Genomic DNA, 254 nt, shown 5'->3' with positions numbered 1-254 from the left:
TGACGGCCCCGTCCCCGCGGCGATCGGACTCGACCGTGCCGCGCTCACGGAGGCCGGGTTCACCGGTGCGGTGGGCCAGGCGCTCGTGCTCCCCCAGGCATCCGCACCGACCCTCGTCGCCATCGGCGTCGGCGCGCAGGGTCTGCTCACGACCGCGACACTGAGAGACGCCGCCGCCGCGTTCGCCAGGGCCGGCCGGCAGGGACGCCGTCTCGCGACGGACCTCCTGGACGCCGCGAGCGGGCTCGCCCCGG

1 protein-coding gene is annotated in these 254 nt (G+C 77.6%); it reads left to right on the top strand.

Translation table 11 applies throughout. The features are described 5' to 3' along the window. Positions 1 to 254, top strand: a 254-nt coding sequence (locus QN345_RS20260; protein WP_323509266.1) for a M17 family peptidase N-terminal domain-containing protein, incomplete at both ends; no start/stop codon positions are given.

The sequence above is a fragment of the Cryobacterium sp. 10I1 genome (genome assembly GCF_035019805.1).
In the GTDB taxonomy this organism is placed as follows: domain Bacteria; phylum Actinomycetota; class Actinomycetes; order Actinomycetales; family Microbacteriaceae; genus Cryobacterium; species Cryobacterium glucosi.
Note: the sequence above shows the minus strand (reverse complement) of the source record. Positions and strands in the feature narration are given on the sequence as shown.